The organism is Aeribacillus sp. FSL K6-2833 (genome assembly GCF_037965815.1).
GTDB classification, from domain to species: Bacteria; Bacillota; Bacilli; order Bacillales; family Aeribacillaceae; genus Aeribacillus; species Aeribacillus composti.
In genome coordinates this window covers 57,294-82,138 of the sequence record NZ_CP150189.1, presented here as the reverse complement: position 1 = coordinate 82,138, position 24,845 = coordinate 57,294, and the positions used below count along the sequence as shown (strand labels likewise).

Sequence of the window (24,845 nt, the reverse complement as noted above, 5' to 3'; positions counted from 1 at the left end):
ACTCTCCTTCACCCATAAACTTATTTTACAACAAGAAGGAGAGCTTGGCATCAACAGTATTATTTTTCCCCTTCACATAAAATCCAAAAGGCTGCCGACAAAATTCGTCGACAGCCTTTAAACTATTATTCATTCTATTATTCTTCGTCAAACTTATATAATGGAGTACTTAAATATCTTTCTCCATTACTTGGGATGACTGCTAGTACCTTTTTGCCTTTTCCTAGCTCTTTCGCCACTTTCAATGCAGAGAAAATGGCAGCACCTGAAGAAATTCCGCCTAATACTCCTTCTTCTCTCGCAGCTTTTCTAGCGGTTTCAAAAGCTTGCTCAGTTGTAACAGTAATGACTTCATCATAAATCTCTGTATTTAAAATATCCGGAACAAATCCTGCTCCAATACCTTGAATTTTATGCGGACCTGGTTTTCCACCCGATAATACAGGTGAATCAGCCGGCTCAACAGCATAAATTTTTATGTTCGGATATTTTTCTCTTAATACTTGACCAGCACCAGTAATCGTACCTCCAGTACCGATTCCGGCGACAAATGCATCCAATTGATCACCCATTTGCTCAACGATTTCCGGGCCAGTTGTTAAACGGTGAATTTCTACATTTGCACGGTTTTTAAATTGCTGCGGCATGAAATAGCCGTGTTTTTCCGCAAGCTCTTCTGCTTTTTTAATAGCCCCTTTCATGCCTTCTGGACCAGGAGTTAAAACAAGCTCTGCTCCATATGCACGCAATAAATTACGGCGCTCTAAACTCATTGTTTCTGGCATAACTAAAATAGCATGTAAACCTTTTGCAGCTGCCACCATTGCTAAACCGATCCCTGTGTTTCCGCTTGTCGGTTCGATAATTGTGTCTCCTGGTTTTAATTTGCCTTCTTTTTCTGCCGCTTCAATCATTGCTAATGCAATACGGTCCTTTACACTTGATCCAGGGTTAAAAAATTCAAGCTTTAAATAAACGTCTGCACTGTCCTCTTCTACAATTTTTCCCAATTTTACAACAGGAGTCTTTCCAATTAGATCTAATATAGAGTTTGCAACAACTGCCATCTTATACACCTCTATTTCCGAGTAATTATATTGGTTTTATTGAAAATAATATACCAATAAATTTATGAATTGTCAATCTTTTTCTTCATTTTTCATAAAACCATGTTACGCCGATGTCATCCCACAGCTGCTTTGCTGATACATTTCCTTCCATCTGTTCCAAAGCGATTTGCCTGCGAATCTGATCCTTTACTTCGTCAAACTCCAGCTGTTCTCCTTTTATTTTCTCATGCAAAAATATAATCGCATATCCTCTTTCCAGCGGTATTGGGTCCGACCACTCATTGACCTTCATTGTTTTAGCTTGTTCAATATATTCCGGCGGTACATCGCTGGAACCTTCGGAAACATAACCGAGGTCTCCGCCTTCCTTCGCCGTCAACTGATCCTTGGACCGTTCAGCTGCAATCCCTTCAAAGCTTGATCCGCCTTTTAATTCATTTATAATTTGTTGGACTTCTTTTTTTGAATCAACCACGATATGGGAAAGATGATACGTGTCATTCATAATATATTGATGTTTATTTTCTTCATAAAATTTCTTCAATTCATTCTCACTAATGTTGACATCTTTCGTTAAAAGCTCTTCTAATAAAATACTATAGCGAATTTGTTTTCTCAGTTCTTTGTCGTTAAGCACGCTATCGCCGTATGATTGAGACGATATTTTATACATTTGTATTTCACGTTCAACTGTTTTTTCATCTACATCAATATGATTCTTTTTTGCAAGCTCGTCCACAACTTGAATATTGATCATTTCCTCAAGTGTTGTTTTCCCAAATCGTTTTTCCAGTTCACTTAACCATTCCTGCCTCGTAATGCGGCTATCGCCGATTTTGGCAACAATTTCATCATTTTTCTCTTTTTGCGCTTCTCTTGTATAAGCACTTACCAAAAAGGCAATCGTCACGCAGTTCGTTAATACAAGACTGAAAATTATGACCAAAAGCGCTTTTTTACTCATTCCTCCAGCTCCTTGCCATAAGCTATTTTCTAGATGCCGCTTCTTTTAATTCCTGCAACTCTTCTTTTGAAAACACATATATCTCATTACAAAAATGGCATTGAGCTTCAGCTTTTTCATCCTCATCGATGATTTGTTGAATTTCCTCTTCTCCTAGACTAATAATGGCATTTGCAAACCTATCTTTAGAACAGCTGCAGTGGAAGCTGACAGGCATGCGATCGATCACTTTCATATTCCCTTCGCCCAGAACACCTTCCAATATTTCTTCAGGAGTCAGCCCTTTTTGAATTTGCTTAGAGATCGGCTCTATTGTTTGTAACCGCGTCTCAATTTCCGTAATGATTGATTCTTCAGTTCCCGGCATAAGCTGAATAATAAATCCGCCAGCAGCCAGAACAGAGTTATCAGGATTGACTAAAACTCCCACTCCTACTGAAGACGGGACTTGCTCTGACGTCACTAAATAATAGGCAAAATCTTCTCCCAGCTCCCCGGAAATAATAGGGACTTTACCGGAAAAATGCTCCCTTAATCCTAAATCCTTAACAATCGACAATGTACCGTTTTTCCCGACTGCGCGGGCTACATCCAGTTTTCCATGTTTATTTAATTCAAAATGGGTCTTAGGATTGGATACATAACCTCTCACTTGACCTTTTGAATTACTGTCAATAACAATGGCTCCTATTGGACCGCCGCCTTCTATTTTTATCGTCAGCTTCTCATCACCTTTCAGCATCGAACTCATCATCACGCCGGCTGTCATTGCTCTTCCAAGAGCAGCGGTAGCAGTCGGCCATGTTTGGTGGCGACGTTGAGCTTCACTCACTGTATCAGTCGTCTTCACTGCATATGCACGCACTCCTCCGTCATAGGCCAAAGATTTGACTAAATAATCGTTCATTTGTTTCCTACTCCCTTCCGAGATTTCGTTCGTAAATTAACCGCAAGCCTGTTAATGTTAACAATGGATCAACGATTTCGATCATGTCAGATTCATTGGCGATTAACCCAGCTAGACCGCCTGTTGCAATAACTTTCGGTTCTTTTTTAGCTTGCGCTTTCATCCTTCTGACAATTCCTTCTACTTGGCCAACATAGCCGAATAAAATTCCTGATTGCATGGCGGCTACTGTATTTTTCCCAATAATATGATCGGGTTTGGCGATTTCGATTCTAGGAAGCTTCGCGGCTTTTGAGTATAAAGCTTCGGTGGAAATGTTAATCCCTGGTGCAATGGCACCGCCTTCATATTGTCCTTTTTCATTAATGTAGCAATAAGTTGTTGCTGTGCCGAAATCAACAATAATAAGCGGACAGCCATATAAATGAACACCGGCAACTGCATTGACGATCCTGTCCGCCCCAACTTCACGCGGATTATCATACTTTATATTAAGGCCTGTTTTAATTCCTGGGCCGACAATAAGCGGATCTACATGAAAATATTTCTCGCACATTTTTTCCATGGCATACATAATCGGTGGAACGACAGAAGAAATAATGATTCCCGTTATGTCCGAAAATTTTAATCCTACGTATTCAAACAATGATTTAAACATCATTCCGTATTCATCTTCGGTTTTATGTCGATTGGTTTCAATTCGCCAATGGTAAAGCAATTGTTCTTTTTCGTATACTCCAATCACGGTGTTTGTATTCCCAACATCTAAAGCTAAAATCATGTCCATCACCTTTTCCCTTCGTTCAAACATTCCCTCATCATCATATCACATATTGATCGCAGTAGGCTGCTATCGGGCACGAAGGCAATAGAAAACCGCCAACTTTGTATAGTTGACGGCTTTATTACTTATTCTTCTTTAAGCTCCGGTTTGATAGAGGGAGCCTCATCTTTCTTTGTCTGAATATTGACTTTTACAGCTTCATCTTTTTGGTTGTTCTCTTCTTTTTTCACATTTTCTGAAGCTGCTTTTTGTTCAGACTTATCAGGCAATGAACCGTGTTCCACCAGATGTTTAATTTGTTCTGCATCAAGTGTTTCCACTTCTAATAACGTTTTTGCAATTAGTTCAAGTTTATCGCGATTTTCTGTCAAAATTCGCTTTGCTTTTTCATAACATTCTTTAATGATGCGCTGAATTTCTAAGTCGATTTCATAAGCAATCGCATCACTATAATTTTGCTCACTTTGGATGTCACGCCCTAAAAAGACCTGGCCTTGAGAGCTTCCAAATTGCAATGGACCCAATTTTTCTGACATTCCAAATTCTGTAACCATTCTGCGCGCAATATTTGTCGCACGCTGGAAGTCGTTGTGGGCACCGGTGCTAACTTCACCGAAAACAATTTCTTCCGCAACCCGACCGCCAAGCAATCCTGTTATTTTGTCAAGGAGCTCAGGTTTTGTCATGAAATAGCGGTCTTCTTTTGGCAGCATGACAGCATATCCTCCAGCTTGACCCCGAGGAACAATCGTTACTTTATGCACCATTTCCGCCTCATCTAAAACGAGACCGATAACGGTATGTCCGCCTTCATGATAGGCAACAATACGGCGCTCCTTTTCCGAAATAACCCTGCTTTTTTTCGCAGGTCCTGCAATTACACGATCGGTTGCCTCATCTATATCCGCCATATCGATTTTCTTTTTATTTTGGCGAGCAGCAACGAGAGCAGCCTCATTCAATAGGTTTTCCAAGTCAGCTCCAGAAAAGCCCGGCGTTCTCATCGCAATGTTCCGCAAATTCACCGATTCATCCAACGGTTTATTGCGTGCATGTACTTTGAGCACTGCTTCGCGCCCCTTCACATCCGGACGATCAACCGTAATTTGACGGTCAAATCGACCAGGGCGGAGAAGGGCTGGGTCTAAAATATCCGGACGGTTTGTCGCCGCAATAATAATGATTCCTTCGTTGGAGCTAAATCCATCCATCTCAACGAGAAGCTGATTTAACGTTTGTTCACGTTCATCGTGACCGCCGCCTAATCCCGCTCCTCTTTGGCGTCCAACAGCATCAATTTCATCAATAAAAATGATACATGGGGCATTTTTCTTAGCCGTCTCAAACAAATCCCGAACACGAGAAGCACCTACACCGACAAACATCTCAACAAAATCAGATCCGCTTATGGAGAAAAACGGCACACCTGCTTCTCCAGCCACCGCGCGGGCCAGCAATGTTTTACCAGTTCCCGGAGGGCCTACTAAAAGGACTCCTTTCGGTATGCGCGCTCCAAGTTCAGAAAACTTGCGGGGATCCTTTAAAAATTCAACAACTTCCACTAGTTCAGCCTTTTCCTCATCGGCTCCTGCAACATCTTTAAATTTTACTTTTTTCTTGTCGTCGTTATACAGCTTTGCCTTGCTCTTCCCGAAGTTCATAACTCGGCTTCCGCCGCCTTGAGCCTGATTGAGCACAAAGAAGAACAAAATAAAGATTATAATAAATGGGATGAGGGATGTGAAAAATTGCACCCATCCGTTTGTATCATCTGCTGGGGACCATTTAACTTCCGTTTGATTTTTTGAAGCAGCCGTATTGATGAGGTTTAATGCGTCATCGCCTGATAAATAGGTGATAAAGTATTGATTTTCTTCATATCCCTTCAGCTGTCCTCTGACTTCATATACTCCTCTTACTGGTTTTAACGTTATATTTTCAACATCTCCGTTTTCCAAATTGGAGATGAAGGTACTATATGTCATTTGTTCAGTTTTTTGGTTACCGCCCTGAAAAAAATTCACAACGCCGATAACCACTAAAAAAATCAGCAAATAAAATATGGTGTTTCGGAAAATCCGATTCATTCCTTACCTCCTCCCACAATGAAACAAACTATATTCAATAGTATCATAGAAAATCATCCCAGCACAACTGATACGCTATCCTTTCAACGATCATTATTTATTTTGATAAACTTCAGGCTTTAATATCCCTATAAACGGAAGATTGCGGTATTTTTCCGCATAGTCCAGACCATAACCGACAACGAACGCATCCGGAACTTCAAAACATACATAATCTGCCTCAATATTTGCCTTTCGCCCGCTCGGTTTGTCCAAAAGGGTTACAATTTTAACGGATGCTGCTTTCCGGTACCGGAAAAGATCGACTAAATAGCTTAATGTCAATCCGCTATCGATTATATCTTCAATGATTAAAAGATCCCGGCCTTCGACGGAAGTGTCTAAATCCTTAATTATTTTCACCTCACCCGATGAAACGGTTTTGTTTCCATAACTGGAAACGTCCATAAAATCAATTTCCAAATATGTATTAATATGCTTTATTAAATCCGCCATAAACGGCATAGCGCCTTTTAAAACCCCGATAGCGAGGGGAAACTTATTTTTATATTCCTCCGTTAATATCGCCCCTAATTCTTTCACTTTTTCTTTGATTTCTTCTTCTGAAATTAAGACTTTTTCAATATCCTCGATCATTTTCTTTCCTCCTGATGAGATCACTGCTCTTTATATTGTAATACAATATAAGATTCATTGGTAATGCTAAATTCCTCTAAATTTGATTTTTTTACAAGCGGAATCCATATGATTTGGCCGTTGCCATTTTCAACGATTGGGAGAAGGTTGCGCTCTTCCCTCGGTATTTTTTTATCAATAAAAATATCTTTTACCTTTTTCGTGCCGTTCATGCCTTTAATTGTCATTTTGTCTCCTTTTTTTCTGCTCCGAATAATTAAAGGCGGAACGTACCATTTTTTTGGAAGATAGAAAACGTCATCACCTTTATACGAAGGAATCCCAAAAAAGGTTTCAGTAAAAAATATTTTCCCGTTCGGCAAATGTAATTTTCCCGGTACCGGTACCGTGTAGCAGAAAGATTCACTATTTGGCGATTGAAACGTAAAGGTGCATTCATCATAAGATTTTATGACTTTGAGCCCCATAGGCAAATGAAGCATCCCCGAAGGGTGCGCTTTCATCAAAAATTCGTTTACATTTTCAATATGAACAGCCGAGAAGGAGCCGCTTTTTATCAGATCATTCAATATTTGATAAACCGCTCTCCTTTTGATCGGATCAGGAAGCTTTTTATATTCTTGTTTATGAATAGTAACGGAAGAATTCGTTTTTCTTATCACTACTTTATTTAATTTTTCCTTCGTTAATTCCTCCAAAAATCGCTCATCATCCAAAAAGACCTCACTGAAATATTGAAAATGTTCATGCAGCCTTTTGTTCTCCTTTTTCAAAAACGGCAAAACATATTTGCGAAACCTGTTCCGTGTATACGTATCTTTTTCATTGCTTGGATCAAATCGGGGCGCCAGCTGAAATTCTTCACAATACTTTAAAATTTCATCCTTTGTTGCGGCTAAAAAGGGGCGTATGATTCTCCCTCTGCCGAAAGGCCGTATGACAGGAATTCCCGCTAGTCCCTTCCCTATTGTTCCGCGAACAAGATTCATTAAAATCGTTTCAATTTGGTCATCTCCATGATGAGCTAGAGCCAAAGCATCCGCCTGAAGCTGATCCATCAACTCTAAGAAAAATTGGTAGCGGCATTCTCTAGCAGCCTGCTGGGCATTCAACCGGTGTTTCTCAGCATAACGGGCCGCATTGATTTGCTTAGCGTAACAAGGTATGTTTAATTCCCGGCAAAAATTGATGACAAATTCCATCTCTTTTTGTGATTCTATGCCTCGGAACATATGATCAACATGTGCTGCTATAACAGTGATGCCATATTGATCTTTAAATGTATTTAAAAAATGTAGAAGTGCCAGTGAATCCGGGCCGCCGGACACACCTACTATGACCGTACTATTTTTTTGGAGCAATTGATGTTTTTCAATAAACGCACATACATTTTGAATCAAAGACCGTCACATCCAATATTTCTCTAGTTATCTTTATCCTATCATTATTTGCCTGCCTTCTGCAAAGACAAAGCCTTTTGCATTTTACTGTTATTTTCCTAAAAGGGAAGCAGTTCAGATCGGACATTTTTTGAAATAGTCGGGGCACTCGCGGAAGCATGAGAAGGGGGAAAAGCACTGCCGCTTTAAACAAGCAGCAGCCATTTACAGAAGTGTCGCAAAAATATATAAAGAATATAGAAATGCCAGGCAAACCATGATCACCAATGTTTCGATCAGCCCTTTGCTTTTCTTTTTCTTTCTTTTTCGATTGTTAGCTGTCCTTTTCGTTTTAGATTGTGCTTGTACATTTCTCTTTCTTTGCAAATTAGCGTTTGAAACATGATGCAAAAGATCCTGCTTCATTTCCAAAGCGGATGAATAGGAGCCAAATAAAGCTTTCGTCAACACTTGTTTTCTTTCGTTTAAAAAAGGATGGGAGTTAATGATTTGCATCAATTGCTCCTTACTGTTTCCTTTTTTTGAAAAGCGTTTTTGAAAAACAGCATTGATAATAATCATACCGACTGCAAAAAGATCATATTTCGGTTCAGCTTTTCTCGTCCCCAATTCCCAGTATCCCCTGTCAAAAAACTCTGTAAATTCTTTAATGGATCTACCGTTTATCGTTGTGCCACCTACATCAATACAGCGAATTTTGGGAGGAGGTCCTGTAACAATTAGATTGTCAGGCTTTAAATCACCAAAAACCCAGCCTGACTGATGAAGCTCCTCCAAATTGGACAAAAGCTGCAAGATTAGCACGTCAATCCAAATCGCACCATTATTTTTAATAAACTGGATAAAATGTTCACCTTTAACATACTCCATAACATAAAACGGAAGCATCTTTCCGCTAGCTGTGTTAAACCAATCGTCCACATCGATCAAAGAAGGCCCAAGGCACGAACCTTGGACCTTGGCCAGTCTCTTTAACACGTTTACTTCTGAAGTGATTCCCATGCTATTTTCACTTATTTTTAATGCTGCATACCCTTTACTGGATTCAATAAGGTAAACCGATCCTGTTGCTCCGCACCCCAGCATTTTTAATATCCGATACGTGTTTCCATGCCATTTTCCTTTAATAATGGTACCGGGAAGAACTTTACATGCTTTGTTCATCGAGGTATTCATCATCGAGCATTCCCCTCAATGAGCGTTTTTGTTTAAAATGTTGTATAGCTCCTTTTATCGCCGGACCAGTTGGTGTCAATCCTTCTGTCGTTAATTTCGGAAAAATGGTTGATAAAGAATCCAGTTTCGGAGTCCAATCCAATAAAATTTCTGTTTCTGATCTTTTCCCAGGAAATATAAACAGCGAATATTGATTATTGCCTATTCTTGAATTTAGGCTAATGGATAAATCAAAAAGCGCTTCTTTTACCGTTGGAAGCTTTGGCCCCATGCTTGCACTCGTATCTACGAGAATTAAAATTTCTAAATTGACCGTTTCACCAAGCTCTTCCACAACCTCCATAACTTCACCACGCTGTTCAGGCGGCAGCTCTTCAATAGAAGTTGATTTTCCTAAAATATGCTTTAATTCACGATTAACAACTCCCTGCAATGTTTGTGTCATCGCTTTTCTAGTGACCATCTGTACTGTTTGTGAAAGCTGATGGGCATAAACTACCTGGCTCACTCCTCCCCCTGCCTCAGCAATTCCTTCTATTTCCTGCATTGCATCTTGATCTATCACATTCTCTTCTAAAATCCCAATTACGTTGACAGTAATCCCATGCTCCTTAGCTAAAGCCGCCATAGCAATTGGATCTTCACCATGATTTGAGCATCCGTCAGTTAACAACAAAATTTGTTTTAATGTCCCTTTTCTCATTTTTCCTCCTCCTGGTCAATGATTTATTACCATCCTCACCAGAAGGAAAACGTTTTATACTAAGCATGGCAGAAAATCAGCTTATCTTTTTCGATTTATAAAAATTTGAAACAGGAATCGCCGCCCATTTCGGTGTATTATGATTAATTCGAGCCACCACAACCGTCATATCGTCATCGATTGCCCCCGATCTGGAGCGGATCACCTCCTCCATAATTAAATCGGCTATTTCTTGTGGATCATCTGTCTCTATTTCTTTTATTTTTCTTTTCATCCATAAATCATAATTTTCTACATGCCTTGGTCCCTCAAATATTCCGTCACTCATCATAATTAATAAATCTCCTGCTTTTAGCTGTTCGTCTACAATGTCCACCTCAAAATCATCGATAATGCCGATCGGCAAATTACTAGACTCGATTTTGATAATTTTATTTCCACGTTTAATAAAACTCGGAGTAGATCCGATTTTCATAAATTTGCAATTGGCGCTTTGTAAATCAATGATAGACAAATCTAATGTTGCATAAATTTCATCTGTCGTTCTCAGCGACAATATAGAGTTGATGGTTTTGATAGCAATTTTTTCATCAATGCCTGATTGAAGAATTTTTTCCAACAATTTAATCGTTTCATTGCTTTCAAAATGAGCCCTTTCCCCGTTCCCCATTCCATCGCTAATGGCTATGGCAAATTTTCCGACGCCCAATTCAATCATGGAATGGCTGTCGCCTGAAACAAGACCTCCTCCTTTTGCAGCATGAGCAACACCCGTTTCCACTTTGTATGCTTTTGCAGAACCGAACACAACGTGGCAAAATCCATTTGGATAACCTGCACATTCTTCATTTTTCACGATGATCATTTCGTTTAATATATCGGAAAGCATCGGAGCAATAATTTTTTCACATTCTCCATGGCCGCCGCAATACGGAATGCTCATTTCTATATCGACGTTCCCTTTTTCAAGGCTGTATATATCAATATGGCCAATTTCTAAACCGAAGTTTTGAAGAGCATAGAAAATTTGCTCTTCCTGCAGAAAATGATGTTCCCGTTCCTTTTTCATTTCCCGAGAAAAGTCGGACATTACTTGAGCAACTCCTAGCAGCTGTTCAGCTACCAATCTTCTGCTTTCTTGCACTTGCTTTTTTAATTTCCGATTCGCTTCTAAAAAGTGCATTTCCTGCTCAATCGTCCCGACCACTAGATTAGCTTTCGAACAATGCCTGTGAAGCTTTTTCTGCAATCTGCGATTATTTGCATACGTCTTTTCTTTCGTTTCATTCATCACTTGCTTCATTAATTGATATGTCTGGTCAAAATTGTTGACCCAGCATTTCTCCTTCTTAAAACAAGTTTGGCATGTCTGTCCGGTGATCTTGCTTAAAAATAAATCCGTTTCTCTTTCAATATCCTCTCCATCCTCCGGGTAAAAAGTCGAAAAGCTCTCAGATAATGCCCGAAAAACGTTAGAAAATTGATCAACCCGCCGAGCAGTTATATCACGTATATTTCGAACATACTTTTGCTGCTCCAAAACATGCTCGTTTGTTCCAGGAATATGCTTTGCCAACTGTTCTGTAAAGCTTTTCGGGGTCAGTAAAAACAGCAAAACCGCGGCGCCCGATTCCCATAAGGTTGTCCAAACATCAGCCGATCCTTCTCCATATAGCGTGATTAAAAGTGAGCCAATGATCAGGCCAACTGACGCTCCTGCTTTTTGTCCTTCCTTTAGCAGACCTCCCAATAAACCTGAAAATGCAAGTAGGCTCATATGATACAAATTGGAAACATTCGCCAGGCTAAGCACCAAACCTGTTACAGCACCAACTGTACATCCGATGCCTGCACCTCCGGTAAAAGCGAGCAATAGGACAATATATCGTGAAAGAACGTGTTCTGCCTGTATATTTTGGTAACTGATTCCAACTAAGCCCGTCATGACGGACGCAAGCAAAATCATCAAGCAGATAATCTCTTCGACTCGTAAAGTTTGTTTATATTTCCGCACTGAAAGAAGCGGGATGCTCTGCAAAAAAATCAACGTCAGGATGATCGACAGACCTGCCTCAACCCCTGTCATTAAAAGATCGTACGTGCTGATAAATCCTGCAGTTAACTTTGAATATAAAAGGCGGCTGGCAGCAAGTCCCGAAAAAATCGTAAAAGGCAATATTTTTATTTCATCTGTTTTAATGAAAAAACTAGTCATTTTATGAAGCAAAAGAAATATACATATAGAAGAAAGCACTAACAAACATAATTCCAATGAGATGGTGAATGCCCCTGCAATTAGTGATAGTGCAGCAAGCAATGCCTTGTCCCTTTTTAAAAGCCATACAGCTCCAAAAAAAGGAAGGGCGAACGGAATAATTTCAGATAAAATAAAAGCTCTCCCCAGCAAAAACCCGACCAATACATAAACAAACCCTTTGTGAAACAGAAAAGAATGCAAATGCAGCCCCGCTCTTTTCCAAGATCTCCATAGAAGTGATTGTGTTCTTTCCAATTGGACATTGGCAAAAGGTATCAGAAATCTTCTCTCAACTTTTTCCATTATAGCGACACTCCTCCTACTACCGTAATTGATAGTCATTATACAAGCTTTTCATAAAGGAATTTGTCAAAAGGAGGAAATTGTTTATAAGAATATTTCGACGATTTCTGTTATAGACGACAAATCTTTTAAAAGGAACAGAGCAGCCCATTGAGACATTGAGTCGCGTCATTTCAAAGAGATGATTGTAACAGCGTGTTGGTCCGTTTTAAAAGCGAAAGCCGAAAAACATGAGTCGGAACTTGTTGAAATCGGTGAAAAATTAAATTTATCTATCCTATATAAATACAAAATTTTAAACTTTTCCATAAAAAAAAGACTCTTTCTTTTAAAGAAAGAGCCTCTTCTCATGACCCGTACGGGATTCGAACCCGTGTTACCGCCGTGAAAGGGCGGTGTCTTAACCACTTGACCAACGGGCCAATATTCAATTGGTAGCGGCGGAGGGAATCGAACCCCCGACCTCACGGGTATGAACCGTACGCTCTAGCCAGCTGAGCTACGCCGCCAAATCAACTGCATCTTTATGTTCATGTAAAATACGCACATGTTCTATAATACATATGAACATGAGAGCCGTCAACAATAAAATAAAAAAATAATTTTCGGACAATTTAAATACACCACCTGAATCTTCAGGTGGCGGTCTGCGATCATCTATAACATTAACAGCAGCAAGTTACCCCCTTCTTGCTCCTCTCCCTCCTCGTCTTGATTCAGTGTGACGCCGAAGTGAAGCAAGACGGTCCTCGCTCTCTTTTAAAAAGCGGCTCATTTTTTGCTCAAAACTTTCTTTGGAACGATGATCATGTTTTTTTGGACGATCTTTTGCCTTTTTGATGGACAATCCGATTTTTCCGTCTTCTTCTACATTAATAACCTTGACTTCAACCTCATCGCCGACTTTTAAATGATCATGAATGTCTTTCACGTAATTGTCAGCAACTTCACTAATATGAACAAGTCCTGTTGAGCCTCCTGGCAGCTCCACAAATGCTCCAAAATTCGTAATGCCAGTTACTTTACCTTGTAACTTGCTGCCAACTTCAATTGACATAAAAAAAATGCTCCTCCTTAAATCATAAAAAAATTAAAAATAATTTATTTAATTATACAAAAATAAAAAAACGGGGTCAATATTACTGTTCATTCCCCGGAATATTAAAAATGACTTCTCCTTCATCAGATAAAAAATAATCTTTTCTTGCAAGCTTTGTGATATATTCTTCATCCTTCAGCTTGATGATTTCCGCCTTCAAATCTTTTTCCTCTTCTTTTAAATTCTCCAGTTTTGTTTCAAGCTGTTTTTTTTCTTCAAGCTTCTTATTGATAGCAATTGATTGAGAAACGAGCGTTGACGCCATAATCGCAATACAAGTAACAGCCATTATACCAAATGCAGCTAACCGTCGAATTAGCCCTCGTTTTCTTCTTTGTCTCATCTCAGCTTTAACTTCTTGTCCAGGTTCATTTGTTTGCTGCAGCATAGCTACATTCAACTCTCGTTTCTCTCTCATTCCTGCAATCCCTCCTAAATTTAGCGGAACCGACGATACAGCTTACGTAACATATTCTTTATATTTATGAATATTCCTTCTATGATTTGTTTCGAATGCAGCATCTTTTGCTTTATTGGTTGAGGAGCTTTTCCCCAAAGTATGTTCAATCCCCATAGTAATGGCGCTAATAATATTTTACATAACTTGAATAAGAGTTGTGAAGACCATTTGATAACCTTCCATAAAAATAGTAAAAGAGACATAGAACATGCTATCGCCATATGAACTATCCATTTAATAGGATTGATAAGAAGCAGTAAAACGATTTTTACAAAAAATTGGTATATAGAAACAGCGATTTTTATCATAATCCGCAAACATGCCATGTATCCGTTCCGTAGGAGGCTTTGATAGGCGGCAAAACCGCATAAAAGTGCTAAAAATACATAAAATCTTAATTCCCCTTGATTTACATACAATAGAACATAAAAAGTTAAAAGTCCTTGAACCGCCCAAAATACTAAATCGTTTAAAAAAACAACCCACCTTTTTCGATCCCATCTTTTTAAAAAAAAATTGTAAGTATCAAGTGCGGCGCCTAGAAAACTGCCCATGCCGATCATCGCAATCATGGTGTAAAATTGAGTGGTAAGGGTCATTTAAACAACTTGCTAAAAATGCCTTTAGCCTTCTCCGAGCTGAAATCATCTAAATAAGAAACTTCATAAATTTTTCCTTTTATGGATACGACGCCTTTATCGACATCCAAGTTTTTCATTTGTAAATGTTCTCCCCGAACCGCGAGCGGACCCATTACCGTCTCAAGCAAAAATTCCTCATTATCAAAGCTTTCCACCTGCTTCACGCCAGAAATATCTAACAGCTTCCGGTCCTTCATGACTACATTATGCTCCTGCACGGTTTCTTTATGTGAATGGTTACCGCCATAATACTGGCTCATTATCATCCCCCCGCACTCTAATTAATGGATGCTTTCCTTTTACATTTTTATGTAAGATGTGCAGGGTTTAGAACAAGCCTTGTTGTTTCCTTGTACAATACAGGGAGCGTTTTATAAATCTGTCCTTTGTTCTTCCTTCAAAATGGTATAAAGATTTTTTGCCTCTTCCTTCTTTACTGTTTCATTTATAGATTCGATTTTTATTGTCACTACCTTATGTCCAAATTGAATGGACAGCTCGTCGCCAACCTTCACATTGGAGCTCGCTTTTGCTGGATGCCCGTTGATTGTCACTCTTCCTTGATCTGCCACTTCCTTGGCAAGCGTGCGTCTTTTCACCAGCCTCGATACTTTTAAAAATTTATCTAATCTCATGTCCGATCCCTCTCTTTCATTTTAGCCTCTTCCCAATATTGATCCATTTCTGCCAAAGACATACTTTTTAAATTTTTCCCAGCATCACGGGCCTTTTGTTCTATAAACCGAAATCTCCGCGAAAACTTTTCGTTTGTCATGACTAATGCTTCTTCAGGCTCAATTTCGTAAAATCTTCCAACATTAATAAGAGCAAACAGAATATCGCCGAACTCTTCTTTTGCTTTTTCCGTTCCGCCATCTCCATTATCGATTTCCTTTTTAAACTCCTGCAGTTCTTCTGACACCTTCTCCCAAGCATCCAGTACATCCGGCCAATCGAAACCGATTTTCGCCGCCTTTCTTTGATATTGATAAGCTTTTGACAGAGCTGGGAGCGCCTTTGAAACAGAATCTAAAAGTGATTCGCTCTCATTCCTGTTTTCAGATTTTTTTGCTTCCTCCCAGCTCTTTACAGCTTCTTCTGCATTTTGTGCCTCGACATTGCCAAAAACATGGGGATGGCGGCAGATCATTTTATCTGTTAACATGCGAATCACATCATCAATGGTAAAAAATCCTTCGTCATCTCCAATTTGGGCATGAAGCACCACCTGAAGCAAAACGTCTCCGAGCTCTTCAATCATATGATCAATATCATTTTCATCAATAGCTTCAATCAGCTCGTAGCATTCTTCAATTAAGTACCGCTTTAATGATTGATGGGTTTGCTTTCGATCCCACGGACAGCCGTTTGGCCCGCGAAGTGTTCGAATGACGTTTCGCAACGCTGAAAAGCGATGATACAGCAATTGTTCATCCTTGACCGGCGGGATGTATAACGATGTTAAATTGCTCAGTTCTACACATCTATCCATTTCATATAATCGAACTTTTTTAATGTCCTCGTATTTGCTCCCTGCAGCCGTTACGAGGTAAACTTCATAATCGAACGGCAAGTCTTCCATTAACGTCAATTTCACATCCGATGCAATCATCTTGTCATAAACTTGGCAAATAATCAAATGCTGCCGAAAGGAAAGCTCTTCCCGCTTCATATCCTGCGCATCAATGAATTGCAAGCCTTCGACAGGATCGATGCGCAGAGCTTGAAACATTGCATCCAAAAACGATTGTCCGCCCTGTATCGACACATTTACTTTTCCTTGCTCCATTTCCTTCAGCAAAAGCTGAACGGTTTTTTCTGCAACAAGCGGATGTCCAGGTACCGCATATACGATATGCTGATATTTTTCTGCTTCCTCCAATAGTTTTTTTGCAATTTCCGCATAAACATCTTCAAATTGATCAAACATTTCATAAACGGAATCGAAAGACTGAAACGAGCCAATTTCGTCTTTAATTTCACTTAAAACAGGATGATCCTCTGTTCTTACAAATAGCGGCAGACTGGAGGTCAAAATTTTAAAAACCCCTAGCGGCAGCTGATCGACATCCCCCGCACCCAGGCCAACAATCGTAATTTGCTTATCCATTTTCCTTCCTCTCTTTCCATGCACTGATCAAACAAACCAGTTTATTTTTAAAAGGCAAGCTCTCTATTTCCTTCCCTGTAAAAATGGCTGATTGGATGATGAAAAACATATACACAGCCGCTCCGAAAACGACAGCTGTCAATGATTGAATGGAAGCGCTCATACGCGTTTCGTCTGATATAAAAAAATCAAATAGAAAAAAGTAAAGCTTGATCGATAAAAACATGACAACAGCAGAGCCAATCATTTTCCATACAGCCTTGAAAGAAGCTAACTTATATTTTTTCCGATTTAAAACCGCTAGATTCAACAAGCACACGACTCCATATCCGCAAACAGTCGCCAATGCCGCCCCGTATGTATGGAAAAACGGAATGAAGCATTCATTGAGTAAGATTTTCACGGCTACTCCGGCTAAAACAGATAAAGCCGGCCAGACGGTTTCATTGACTCCTTGCAAAATGCCGGCAGACGTTATCGCAACCGAGCTAAATAAAATCGAAATGCTGAACACCGATAATACGCCCGCCCCTTTTGTATCGGCAAACAGCATGAAATCAACTTGCTCGATGATGGAAATTAAACCTGCCGTAGCCCCGATGGCGACAATCAAACAAATTTTAAAAGATAAGGCGACATGCTGCTGAATATATTGAAATGCTTTATGCCGAAACGATGAAATAAGCGGAACAAGAGACAATGCAAGAGATGTAGCTGCAACCGTTCCTACCTGCAATAGCGGTTGTCCCCGATCATATATGCCTTTTGCTATTTTCGCTGCTTCAGGATCTGCACCGCTGTTGACCATCAGTTTATACAGCTGAAATGAATCTGCCAATTGCATAAAAATCATCAGCATGCTCGTCAAACAAAAGGTCACAGTATAAATCAGCAATTTGGTTAAGATCTTTTTCACAGATACAGCCGCTTCTTTCGATGATCGGGAAAGCGGTAACGGCACTCTTTTTTTCCAATATACAAGCAAAAGCATAAACGCCCCGATATACCCAATGAGGGAGCTAAAAATGGCGCCGGCAGCTGTTTCATAAAGATCGAATCCTTTATAAACGAAATAGCAAGTGATCGATAAAAAAGCACCGACCCGTATAGCTTGTTCAACGATTTGCGACAAAGATACCGGCAGCATTTCATGGCAGCTTTGAAAAACGCCTCTTAGCATTGAAATAAATGGAAAAAACAGAAACGAACATGCAGCCGCTTTTAATAAAAGCGCCAGTTTCGGATCACCCATCCAACGGGCAAGCTTGTCAGCTCCTAAAAACAAGCTCGTGAACGAAAACAGACTGATCAAAGCAAAAAAAGAAAAACAGACGACCAATATTTTCCGGAAATTTTTAAAATTGCTGCCATCGCTATACTCATTCAGCAGCTTTGACAGAATAACCGGAAATCCCGTTGTCGATAAAACCATGACAATTGCTAAAAACGGATATATTTGCTGATAAATATAAAAGCCGATATCCCCTACAATATTTTGATAAGGAACTCGGTAGATAGCACTTAATCCTTTCGTAATGATTCCAGCAGCCGTCAATAAAACCGCACCTTGCAAAAATTTGTTCGTTCTTGCTTGAGGCACATTTTGAATCACACGTTTACTCCTTCCAAAATTCATGCTTCATCTTTTTCCAGCATATTATAACATAATCTCGTCCACATTCGGCCGAAAGAGAATCTTTAGAGCGCTCGGCTAAACTTCACGGCTTTTAAGTCCAAATTCCGGCATAAGTTCCGTAAATAAAAAAAATCTAACACATACCCCATTTTTAACCTTCGTGGTTTTCGCAAACCTAGAGACACCTTTCCTGAAAGGTTTATTTTCTGCTCCTTGCCACGCTCAATAAAATTTAACAGCGATGAAATGCCTGCTATCCTGTTGACTATTGTGAAGGGAATTGGCTGTCCGCCCTTCGAAGTGATGAGCTTTCTTGGCAAATTCATCGGCAGGATTTTAGAAAAATTCCCCAAAATAAGAAGGTGAATTAGAGGAACAAAAGGTTTTAGTCTGTTCCTAAAGAGGAAAACCAAAACTTCAACAAACCGTGTCGAAATATCATATAGATGAACTTTGAAAATGATGGAAATAAATCCATCCAACACAATCATGTTTTACGTTGTAGCTTTCCATCCGAAAGATGTTTTAAACAGGTAGCGCCGTCGTTCGTTAAATACGTGAAGAGTGGAAATAAAGAAGAGACCACAGAAACTGTTGTGAATTCTGTGGTCTCTTTTATTAACGTGGTGTTGGAGACAGTCTGCTTGTGGAAGAAGTAAAAAAGTAATTATTCCCTTTATTGTTCCATTTGTCTTGCCAAAAAACTAGCGGCTGTCTCAACTGCCTTACTTTCTACTTCTGTTAAAGGCTGCTCTTTCGAAAATATGACAACAGCCCCGATAGGATCACCGTTTGCAATGATCGGTCCAATGCAATAAGATTTTACTTGTTCTGTTACACCATCAGCGATTTCAATTTCTTCTTCTTCTGAAATGAAAACCGATTGCCGTTCATCCATCACCCGTTCCAGCAGCTCGCTTATATTTTTATTCAAATACTCTTTTTTCGAAACTCCGGAAACAGCAATAATAGCATCACGATCACATATGAGAACGGGGCTGTTTAAGCTATCGAATAACGCTTCAGCATATTCTTTCGCAAAATCACTCAATTCACTGATTGGGGAGTATTTTTTCAGTATTACTTCACCATCTCGGTCAACGAAAATTTCTAATGGGTCGCCTTCACGGATACGCAATGTTCTTCGAATTTCTTTAGGAATGACTACACGGCCTAAATCATCAATCCGTCGAACGATACCAGTTGCTTTCATCTTATGCTGCCTCACTTTCATCTAAAGATTAGTAAAGTAGTGATTGCCCTTTTTCCATTTTTGGAACAATCACCATCGTTGAAATTAGTATCCTTCACTAACCACGTAATATACATGATGAAAGCGAATTTTTTCCAAACACCGCTTAAAAACCCATTGCCAGCATTTCCATTTTAACCCTGTTTCAATATTAGCCGGCAGAAACTTCTTCTTTCTTTGCGTCTTTTAAGCCTGCCAACAGCTTCATTAAAATAGACAGCCATTTTTCAGTTTCTAAATTATGAATTTGCAATGTTAATTTCAGCCTTTTCCCTTCCATGCCAAACCCGACTATGCGACCGAATTCATCCGTTAGCTCGAACAATTTTTGTCCGTCAAAGGAGCTGCTTGCTTCCTCTGAAATAAGAATCGTGATAAGATCTTTCGTTTGTTTAATGACTTCGACTTTTTCTTGCCGTGCATATAACTTTAGCTTCGCTACTTTAAACAAAAAGTCTACTTCCTTTGGATACTCGCCAAATCTGTCCAATAATTCTTCATGCAGTTCCTGTAAATCATCAAACGTTTCGATGCCTCTAAACCTTTTGTACATGTCAATCTTTTGTTTTCCATCATCAATGTAAGACTGCGGAATGTAGGCATCTAATTCAAGCTCAATTTCAACTTCCCTTTTTGTCTCTTTTGGCCGTTCACCTTTCCGTTGTTCGATCGCTTCCTTCAGCATTTGGGAATATAAATCAAAACCTACCGAATCAATGAAGCCATGCTGTTGAGGACCTAACAAATTACCGGCTCCCCGAATGGCCAAATCACGCATCGCAATTTTAAAACCTGAACCTAATTCAGTAAATTCTTTAATGGCCTGCAATCGTTTTTCAGCAACTTCTGATAAAACTTTGTCCTTCCGGTAAGTAAAATATGCGTAAGCGACACGATTGGAACGACCGACACGCCCGCGCAATTGATAGAGCTGAGAAAGCCCCATTTTATCGGCGTCATAAACAATCAATGTATTTACATTCGGAATGTCCACTCCTGTTTCAATAATAGTTGTGCTGACAAGCACGTCATATTGGCCATCCAAAAAGTTTAATATTACCGATTCAAGCTCATTTTCAGACATTTTTCCATGTGCAAAGGTTACTCTTGCATCTGGAACAAGCATAGAGATTTCATTGGCTTTCCGGTCGATATCCTCAACCCGGTTATATAAAACGTATACTTGACCTCCTCGCGCTAATTCACGTTCGATCGCTTCTTTCACAAGCATTGGGTTATATTCCGCTACATATGTTTGAACAGGAAAGCGATTTTCTGGAGGAGTTTCAATAATTGATAGATCACGCACGCCGATCATGGACATGTGGAGTGTTCTTGGAATCGGAGTTGCCGTCAAAGTTAACACATCAATGTTTGCTTTCATTTGTTTTATTTTTTCTTTATGTGTAACTCCAAATCGCTGCTCCTCATCAATAATCAACAAGCCTAAATCTTTAAATTGAACATCTTTGGAAAGCAAACGATGTGTTCCAATGACTAAATCGATCGTTCCATTTTTCAAGCCTTTAATCGTTTCATTCTGCTCTTTTCTCGTCCGGAAGCGGCTTAATACACCAATGTTAATTGGGTAATCTTGAAAACGATCCCTGATCGTTTCGTAATGCTGCTGCGCTAAAATGGTTGTCGGAACAAGAAAGGCAACTTGTTTTTGATCCATAATCGCTTTGAAGGCAGCCCGAATCGCCACCTCGGTTTTCCCATATCCGACATCTCCGCAAAGAAGTCGATCCATCGGCCGCTCCCGTTCCATATCCTTTTTCACCTCTTGAATGGAACGAAGCTGATCTTCTGTTTCTTTATAAGGGAATGTTGCTTCAAACTCCCTTTGCATTTCCGAATCAGGGCTGAACGCATAGCCTTTGCTTGCTTCCCGCTCAGCATACAGTTTAATTAAATCGTCAGCAATATCTTGAACAGACGATTCCACTTTTTTCTTGACTCTTTTCCATTCGTTTCCGCCTAATTTGTAAATTTTCGGCTCTTTTCCTTCTGTGCCCACATATTTTTGAACTTGATCAATTTGTTCAACTGGAACATACAGTTTGTCATTTCCTTGGTAACGAATGTGCAGGTAGTCTTTGTGTATACCGTTAATTTCTAAAGTTTCAATTCCAAGATATTTTCCAATCCCATGATTAACATGTACGACATAATCTCCCACTTCAAGCTCAGAATAGCTTTTAATTCTTTCTGCATTTGAAAGCTTCTGCCTTTGCTGTCTTCGTTTAACCCTCTTTTTGAAAAGTTCTTCTTCCGTTATGACCGCAAGTCGTCCTAAAGGAAGTTCAAAGCCTGTCTGTAAATCTCCTTTTAAAATGTGCAGCCCCTTTGACAGAATGTGGTTTGAATCAGAAATGACCGCTTCAATCTCATAGTCTCCAAGCACCCGTTCAAGTCTTTTGGTCCGTTCATCATTTGCACCGAGAAAAACTACGGTGTAATTTGCCTTGATCCAGCGATCAACTTCTGATTTCAACAAGTGCATTTGTCCATGGAAATTTTGCATCTGCTTGCAAGACACGTTCATCAAATTTTGCGGGTTTGTATAGGGGACGTGCCGCAAAAACAGTGATAAATAAACAATTGGATAAGATGTGTCACGTATAAGCTGGTAGTATTTATGGGACACTTTCGCATCATGGACAATTTTCCCTTGTTCCAGTAAAGAAGTAAACCATTCTCCTTCTTCATTCTCAAGATGATCAACCATTTCATGCACACGGCTTACTTCATCAATGACAATAACCGTATCCGCAGGGAAATAATCTAGCAAACTAGCAGGTTTGTCATAAAAGAATGAAAAATATTTAAAGAACTCCTGATCCTTCTGCCTATTTTGCAATTTTTCCAGATCATAGCGGATATTTTCTATAAATAAATTTTTGTGCTCATCTTTTTTCAATTTCTTTAAGCTGTTTGATAAAGCCGCTTCTAACTGCTTCATTCCTTTTTCATAATGGCTGTCCGTTAAAATGATTTCCTCTGCCGGTCCGATTGTCACTTCTTGAATCATTTCAATCGATCTTTGATCTTCAAGACTGAACGTTCGGATTGAATCTACTTCCGTATCAAATAGTTCGATGCGAATAGGATGTTCCTCCGTTAAAGGATAAATATCAATAATTCCACCGCGCACGCTGAATTCCCCAGGAGCAGACACCATGGAAACACGTTCATATCCCATTGAGTGAAGATGCGGAAGCTTCTCGTTTAATTCAAATGTTCCTCCAACAGAAATAGAAAGCTGATGGCTTTTCCATAACTCTTTCGGTGGGAGCATTCGTCTTAATGCAGCAACGGGGGCTACAACGATGCTTTTTTCACCTTTACATAAACGATTCAACACTTCCATCCTTTGTGCTTTTAGCTCTGGACTTGCGACTGCGATCTCAGATGCGATCAATTCATTTACAGGATACAAATAGACGGAATCGCCTAGTAAATTATTTAAATCTTCATAAATGATCTGAGCTTGATAAAGGTTATGAGTCACAACCAGCATCGGTTGTTTGATATCTTTGTAAAAAGCGGAAATAAATACAGACCTTGCTGAGCCAGAAAGTCCGGCTACCATTTGCTCTTTCAAACCTTCTTTTATACCGTCTACAACTGCTTGAAAGTCGTTTTGCGCATAAAAAAATTGATACAGGCTTTCCAATCTCCAGCCTCCTCTCGACAAATATAAAAATGCTTTGGAAATTTTGAAATCAAGTTTCCAAAGCTTTTACTGTATAAAATTTTCATATTGATGAAAATCGGGATTTCGCTCTAGCGCCTCCTGACAATCTTCACAAATACTTTTGACATGAATATCACCGTTTGGAAGATACTCGATCATTTCTTTCCGCTCTTCGTTCGTTAAATGATGAAATCCTAAATCGACGCTAAAAACAGATTTTTCAATGCTACCAATTTTGACGCCGCAATGGCGGCAATAATAATGAAGCGGCATCCTCCAACCTCCTGCACTTGTGGAATGAAAGGTTTTATGATTATTATGAACGGCAGGAGCCATTTTTATACGTTTGTTAATTGTATTCGTTCATGACTTCTAAGAATGGAGTGTGTATCCATTTTTCACATGCACTAGCCGATCGATCAACGGAATGTTGAATATGGTGCATTTCTTCTTCTGTAAATTTTCCTAATACATAGTCGACGATATCCATCGCGTGTTTCGGACGGCCAATCCCAATTCGAATCCGTTTAAAATCTTCCGAACCTAAATGCTGAATGATAGATTTCATTCCGTTGTGACCACCAGCACTCCCTTTCATTCTAAGGCGAATCTTGCCTACAGGCAAATCTAAATCGTCATATATTACAACCAACTGTTCAGTTGGGACATTGTAATAATTCAGTAAAGGACGAATGCATTCACCCGATAAATTCATAAATGTAAGCGGTTTTATCAATAATATCTTTTCATTTGAAAAATGACCGATACCGTATATCCCGTTAAATTTGCTTTCATTTAAAGATATGTTTAAACGCTTTGATAATTCATCAATTACCATAAACCCAACGTTATGTCTAGTTTGTTCATATTTTTTTCCAGGATTGCCAAGCCCTGCTATTACTTTCATGAAATGTCCCCCAATTTTTTATGATAGTGAGATGACAATTAATAGCATAAAAGACGTAACCAAAATAGGTTACGCCTAATTTATTCTTCTACAGCTCCGTCTTCCTTCTCTTCACTTTTTTGCTCATCAGCCGTATCCAAGTCTTCATTTTCCGGCGGCAGTATGGTTGCCACAACCGTTTCAGGCTCATCTAAAATTTTAAACTGTCCATCTGTTTGAATATCTTGTACATGGATTGTATCATCTATTTCTAAGTTTGTTACATCGACTTCAATCGCCGAAGGAATATGAGCAGGTTTCGCTCTCACTTCCACCTCATGTGTTGTCTGCTGCAGCACACCGCCCTCTCTTACTCCTTTTGCTTCTCCAATTAAGACAATTGGTACTTCGATATCTACTTCATCATCCATATCGAAAACATAAAAATCCGCATGTATAATCGTGTTTTTCATTGGGTCATGCTGCAGTTCGTACAGGAGGGCTTGATGGTTTTCGCCGTCAAGCTGAATGTTCAACATCGCATTGCGCCCTTGTTCGCGCAAAATTTTTAACAATTCCGATTCGCTCACTAAAATCGCTTTGTTCTCTTGTTTTTTTCCGTAAATTACGGCAGGAATTTGTCCTTGCTTTCTAGCTTTTCTTCTTGACGAATTGGTAAATGATTTTCTTTCTTTTGCATGTATGACTGCTGTCATGGTAATCCCCTTTCTTTCAGACTTTTTTTCTAACAACTCAATTCGAAAAAAGCCTTCT

Annotated in this window: 21 protein-coding genes and 2 tRNA genes; all 23 read right to left on the bottom strand. The window is 39.5% G+C overall.

Going from position 1 to position 24,845, the window contains the following annotated elements; translation table 11 throughout:
• Positions 1-137 precede the first annotated feature (137 nt).
• Complete coding sequence (cysK, locus tag NSQ94_RS00395; protein WP_066247248.1) at positions 138-1,067, bottom strand: cysteine synthase A; 930 nt, start codon at positions 1,065-1,067, stop codon at positions 138-140.
• An 85-nt stretch (positions 1,068-1,152) separates the two neighbouring features.
• Positions 1,153-2,034 (bottom strand): peptidyl-prolyl cis-trans isomerase, encoded by an 882-nt coding sequence (locus tag NSQ94_RS00390; RefSeq protein ID WP_117017232.1) that lies wholly within the window; start codon positions 2,032-2,034, stop codon positions 1,153-1,155.
• A gap of 22 nt (positions 2,035-2,056) precedes the next feature.
• Positions 2,057-2,941: an Hsp33 family molecular chaperone HslO gene (gene hslO / locus NSQ94_RS00385; protein WP_339229867.1), complete on the bottom strand. Its 885-nt coding sequence runs from the start codon at positions 2,939-2,941 to the stop codon at positions 2,057-2,059.
• Positions 2,942-2,948: 7 nt separating this feature from the next.
• Complete coding sequence (locus NSQ94_RS00380) at positions 2,949-3,722, bottom strand: type III pantothenate kinase (protein WP_063387562.1); 774 nt, start codon at positions 3,720-3,722, stop codon at positions 2,949-2,951.
• Positions 3,723-3,850: 128 nt separating this feature from the next.
• A complete protein-coding gene (gene ftsH / locus NSQ94_RS00375; RefSeq protein WP_066247240.1) occupies positions 3,851-5,812 on the bottom strand; it encodes an ATP-dependent zinc metalloprotease FtsH in 1,962 nt (653 codons plus the stop codon).
• Between the two features lie 93 nt (positions 5,813-5,905).
• Positions 5,906-6,448, bottom strand: coding sequence for a hypoxanthine phosphoribosyltransferase (hpt, locus tag NSQ94_RS00370; RefSeq protein WP_066247237.1), 543 nt, complete (start codon positions 6,446-6,448; stop codon positions 5,906-5,908).
• Positions 6,449-6,468: 20 nt separating this feature from the next.
• Positions 6,469-7,845 (bottom strand): tRNA lysidine(34) synthetase TilS, encoded by a 1,377-nt coding sequence (tilS, locus tag NSQ94_RS00365; RefSeq protein WP_339230692.1) that lies wholly within the window; start codon positions 7,843-7,845, stop codon positions 6,469-6,471.
• Positions 7,846-8,052: 207 nt separating this feature from the next.
• Positions 8,053-9,027 carry a serine/threonine protein kinase gene (locus tag NSQ94_RS00360; RefSeq protein ID WP_066247232.1) on the bottom strand — a complete coding sequence of 325 codons (975 nt, stop codon included), beginning with the start codon at positions 9,025-9,027 and terminating at the stop codon, positions 8,053-8,055.
• Complete coding sequence (locus tag NSQ94_RS00355; RefSeq protein ID WP_066247229.1) at positions 8,996-9,727, bottom strand: VWA domain-containing protein; 732 nt, start codon at positions 9,725-9,727, stop codon at positions 8,996-8,998. The genes NSQ94_RS00360 and NSQ94_RS00355 overlap by 32 nt, the downstream gene beginning before the upstream one ends.
• Positions 9,728-9,803: 76 nt before the next feature.
• Positions 9,804-12,287, bottom strand: coding sequence for a stage II sporulation protein E (spoIIE, locus tag NSQ94_RS00350; protein WP_094244844.1), 2,484 nt, complete (start codon positions 12,285-12,287; stop codon positions 9,804-9,806).
• 350 nt (positions 12,288-12,637) lie between these two features.
• Positions 12,638-12,709: transfer RNA gene (locus tag NSQ94_RS00345), tRNA-Glu, on the bottom strand.
• Between the two features lie 10 nt (positions 12,710-12,719).
• Positions 12,720-12,796: transfer RNA gene (locus tag NSQ94_RS00340), tRNA-Met, on the bottom strand.
• A gap of 170 nt (positions 12,797-12,966) precedes the next feature.
• On the bottom strand, positions 12,967-13,344 hold the full coding sequence (locus tag NSQ94_RS00335) for a S1 domain-containing RNA-binding protein (protein ID WP_063387569.1): 378 nt from the start codon (positions 13,342-13,344) through the stop codon (positions 12,967-12,969).
• An 82-nt stretch (positions 13,345-13,426) separates the two neighbouring features.
• Positions 13,427-13,804 (bottom strand): septum formation initiator family protein, encoded by a 378-nt coding sequence (locus NSQ94_RS00330; protein ID WP_063387570.1) that lies wholly within the window; start codon positions 13,802-13,804, stop codon positions 13,427-13,429.
• Between the two features lie 637 nt (positions 13,805-14,441).
• Positions 14,442-14,747 (bottom strand): sporulation protein YabP, encoded by a 306-nt coding sequence (gene yabP / locus NSQ94_RS00325; protein ID WP_063387572.1) that lies wholly within the window; start codon positions 14,745-14,747, stop codon positions 14,442-14,444.
• A gap of 111 nt (positions 14,748-14,858) precedes the next feature.
• Positions 14,859-15,122, bottom strand: a complete 264-nt coding sequence (locus tag NSQ94_RS00320; protein ID WP_063387573.1) for an RNA-binding S4 domain-containing protein — start codon at positions 15,120-15,122, stop codon at positions 14,859-14,861.
• The gene (gene mazG, locus NSQ94_RS00315) at positions 15,119-16,597 is read right to left on the bottom strand and encodes a nucleoside triphosphate pyrophosphohydrolase (protein WP_339229864.1); all 1,479 of its coding nucleotides are present in this window, start codon (positions 16,595-16,597) and stop codon (positions 15,119-15,121) included. Before mazG ends, NSQ94_RS00320 begins: the two co-directional genes overlap by 4 nt.
• Positions 16,590-18,209: a polysaccharide biosynthesis protein gene (locus tag NSQ94_RS00310; protein WP_339212157.1), complete on the bottom strand. Its 1,620-nt coding sequence runs from the start codon at positions 18,207-18,209 to the stop codon at positions 16,590-16,592. Before NSQ94_RS00310 ends, mazG begins: the two co-directional genes overlap by 8 nt.
• A gap of 700 nt (positions 18,210-18,909) precedes the next feature.
• Positions 18,910-19,446, bottom strand: coding sequence for a stage V sporulation protein T (gene spoVT / locus NSQ94_RS00305; protein ID WP_063387575.1), 537 nt, complete (start codon positions 19,444-19,446; stop codon positions 18,910-18,912).
• 190 nt (positions 19,447-19,636) lie between these two features.
• Positions 19,637-23,164, bottom strand: a complete 3,528-nt coding sequence (gene mfd / locus NSQ94_RS00300; RefSeq protein ID WP_242009343.1) for a transcription-repair coupling factor — start codon at positions 23,162-23,164, stop codon at positions 19,637-19,639.
• 66 nt (positions 23,165-23,230) lie between these two features.
• Positions 23,231-23,458, bottom strand: a complete 228-nt coding sequence (locus NSQ94_RS00295; protein WP_063387577.1) for an anti-sigma-F factor Fin family protein — start codon at positions 23,456-23,458, stop codon at positions 23,231-23,233.
• Positions 23,459-23,534: 76 nt separating this feature from the next.
• Positions 23,535-24,092: an aminoacyl-tRNA hydrolase gene (gene pth, locus NSQ94_RS00290; protein ID WP_063387578.1), complete on the bottom strand. Its 558-nt coding sequence runs from the start codon at positions 24,090-24,092 to the stop codon at positions 23,535-23,537.
• An 80-nt stretch (positions 24,093-24,172) separates the two neighbouring features.
• Complete coding sequence (locus NSQ94_RS00285) at positions 24,173-24,787, bottom strand: 50S ribosomal protein L25/general stress protein Ctc (protein WP_339229859.1); 615 nt, start codon at positions 24,785-24,787, stop codon at positions 24,173-24,175.
• Between the last annotated feature and the right edge of the window lie 58 nt (positions 24,788-24,845).

Bases quoted from the DNA above. Each gene is read 5' to 3' on its own strand.
- ftsH (WP_066247240.1), bottom strand. From the start codon at position 5,812: ATGAATCGGATTTTCCGAAACACCATATTTTATTTGCTGATTTTTTTA.
- NSQ94_RS00380 (WP_063387562.1), bottom strand. From the start codon at position 3,722: ATGATTTTAGCTTTAGATGTTGGGAATACAAACACCGTGATTGGAGTA.
- yabP (WP_063387572.1), bottom strand. From the start codon at position 14,747: ATGAGCCAGTATTATGGCGGTAACCATTCACATAAAGAAACCGTGCAG.
- NSQ94_RS00320 (WP_063387573.1), bottom strand. From the start codon at position 15,122: ATGAGATTAGATAAATTTTTAAAAGTATCGAGGCTGGTGAAAAGACGC.
- NSQ94_RS00295 (WP_063387577.1), bottom strand. From the start codon at position 23,458: ATGCCGCTTCATTATTATTGCCGCCATTGCGGCGTCAAAATTGGTAGC.
- hslO (WP_339229867.1), bottom strand. From the start codon at position 2,941: ATGAACGATTATTTAGTCAAATCTTTGGCCTATGACGGAGGAGTGCGT.
- NSQ94_RS00330 (WP_063387570.1), bottom strand. From the start codon at position 13,804: ATGAGAGAGAAACGAGAGTTGAATGTAGCTATGCTGCAGCAAACAAAT.
- NSQ94_RS00355 (WP_066247229.1), bottom strand. From the start codon at position 9,727: ATGAGAAAAGGGACATTAAAACAAATTTTGTTGTTAACTGACGGATGC.
- mazG (WP_339229864.1), bottom strand. From the start codon at position 16,597: ATGGATAAGCAAATTACGATTGTTGGCCTGGGTGCGGGGGATGTCGAT.
- NSQ94_RS00335 (WP_063387569.1), bottom strand. From the start codon at position 13,344: ATGTCAATTGAAGTTGGCAGCAAGTTACAAGGTAAAGTAACTGGCATT.
- spoVT (WP_063387575.1), bottom strand. From the start codon at position 19,446: ATGAAAGCAACTGGTATCGTTCGACGGATTGATGATTTAGGCCGTGTA.
- hpt (WP_066247237.1), bottom strand. From the start codon at position 6,448: ATGATCGAGGATATTGAAAAAGTCTTAATTTCAGAAGAAGAAATCAAA.
- NSQ94_RS00360 (WP_066247232.1), bottom strand. From the start codon at position 9,027: ATGATGAATACCTCGATGAACAAAGCATGTAAAGTTCTTCCCGGTACC.
- NSQ94_RS00390 (WP_117017232.1), bottom strand. From the start codon at position 2,034: ATGAGTAAAAAAGCGCTTTTGGTCATAATTTTCAGTCTTGTATTAACG.
- cysK (WP_066247248.1), bottom strand. From the start codon at position 1,067: ATGGCAGTTGTTGCAAACTCTATATTAGATCTAATTGGAAAGACTCCT.
- NSQ94_RS00285 (WP_339229859.1), bottom strand. From the start codon at position 24,787: ATGACAGCAGTCATACATGCAAAAGAAAGAAAATCATTTACCAATTCG.
- spoIIE (WP_094244844.1), bottom strand. From the start codon at position 12,287: ATGGAAAAAGTTGAGAGAAGATTTCTGATACCTTTTGCCAATGTCCAA.
- pth (WP_063387578.1), bottom strand. From the start codon at position 24,092: ATGAAAGTAATAGCAGGGCTTGGCAATCCTGGAAAAAAATATGAACAA.